Below are 1,771 nucleotides of genomic sequence, written 5' to 3'. Positions count from 1 at the left end.
CTGATGATACAACCTCAGCTCCCGAGGTTATGCTCATTGACGCCACTTGGAGCGCTCCGATTATAGACTACATCTTGCACGACAAACTTCCTGCCGAGAAGGCAGAAGCTCAGCAAATTGTCCGCCGTAGCAAGTCCTATGTTATAATCGGCGATACACTGTACCGACGTGGCGCACGCTCTGGCGCATTGATGAAATGCGTCTCACAGCAAGAAGGAGTCAACATCCTGGAGGAAATTCACGCAGGAGAATGTGGCAATCATGCAGCTTCCCGCACTATCGTAGGCAAAGCCTTCCGTGCCGGGTTCTACTGGCCTACAGCTCTACACGACGCTGAGGAAATTGTTCGTCACTGCAAGGGTTGTCAATATTTCGCTCATCACTCACATCAGCCTGCGCACAAGATCAAATTGATACCTCCGTCATGGCCGTTCGCATGCTGGGGGCTTGATATGATTGGGAAACTACCCAGGGCGCCTGGTGGATTTGAATACTGTTTCGTCGCCATTGACAAATTCTCAAAGTGGATAGAAGTCTTTCCGGTTGTCAAACCAACCTCTGAGAAAGCAGTCCAATTCCTCCAAGAGTTGATTCTTCGCTTCGGGATACCACACCAAATCATCACAGATTTGGGTACTACCTTCACAGGCAACAAGTTCTGGGACTACTGTGAAGATCGCAGCATCGAGGTATCCTATGCCTCTGTTGCTCATCCTCGTGCCAACGGACAAGTTGAAAGAGCCAATGGCATGCTCCTCGATGGACTTAAAGCTCGCATGGAACGAACCCTGAAGAAAGCAGAAGGCCGGTGGATGAAAGAACTCTTTCCAGTTGTCTGGGGCCTACGATCTCAACCCAGTAAAGCTACAGGGCAATCTCCCTTCTTCCTGGTGTATGGATCAGAGGCCGTTCTACCTGTTGACGTCATGCACGGTGCTCCTCGCGTTGAGGAATTCCAAGAAGCCATGGCGGACGAACAACGGATGCTGGAGGTTGATACGGCTGAAGAAGTACGACTGGCAGCCTTGTTACACAATGCTGCCTATCTTCAGGGTATTCGTCGATTTCATGACAAGAATGTGAAGACAAGATCATTCCAGATTGGTGACTTGGTGCTCCGCCGAATTCAGAATACAGCCGGTCACTCCAAGCTTACTTCACCCTGGGATGGTCCTTTTCTTGTTTCCAAGGTCCTCAAGCCAGGCACCTACAGACTTCAAACAGAAGATGGTGTGGAATTACCAAATCCTTGGAATATAGAACATCTACGCAAATTCTACGCGTAGCTCCTTCACTGTAACAGTGCTTCGGCACCGCAAGAACCAATTGCTTTGGCATCCAGAGTTCTTCTGTAAACATTGCTCCGGCAATATATGAACTAATTGCTTCGGCATTACATGTTCCCTTGTACCGTTGTTCCGGCAACGAGATATATCTCAATAAAGCTCCCTTTGCTGGGTTGTTTACTTGTCTTCGTGACATCATACAAAACTTCCGCGTTCTTTCTAGACTTGGAAAGTTTCTTTTACAAGCATTCGGAGACTATAAAAAAGGTCTATCCGGGTTCTTTCGGGGCCAAGAACGGATCTGTTCCTCCTATTATGCTACTTTGTGGTAGTTTCCAGCTTAACGCTGTCGCTCCGTGGGTCTTACTGGGTTCTTGCTCCGGCAAAACACATGCAGTTTGTTCCCAAGTATCCTCTTGGGGTACACTTTAAAAGATAGCTTATGCTATAAGGGATCTTTCTGGGTTCTTTCGAGGCCTTAACAG

General features: G+C 48.2%; 1 protein-coding gene. It reads left to right on the top strand.

Going from position 1 to position 1,771, the window contains the following annotated elements; genetic code table 11:
• Nucleotides 1-1,286, top strand: a 1,286-nt coding sequence (locus tag FA727_RS24605) for a DDE-type integrase/transposase/recombinase (protein ID WP_136833903.1), incomplete at its 5' end; no start/stop codon positions are given.
• Between the last annotated feature and the right edge of the window lie 485 nt (nt 1,287-1,771).

Origin of the sequence: Robertmurraya kyonggiensis, from assembly GCF_005116465.1 — a bacterium.
In the GTDB taxonomy this organism is placed as follows: Bacteria; Bacillota; Bacilli; order Bacillales; family Cytobacillaceae; genus Robertmurraya; species Robertmurraya kyonggiensis.
The sequence above is the reverse complement of the archived record's forward strand: the minus strand, read 5'-3'. Positions and strand labels throughout refer to the sequence as shown.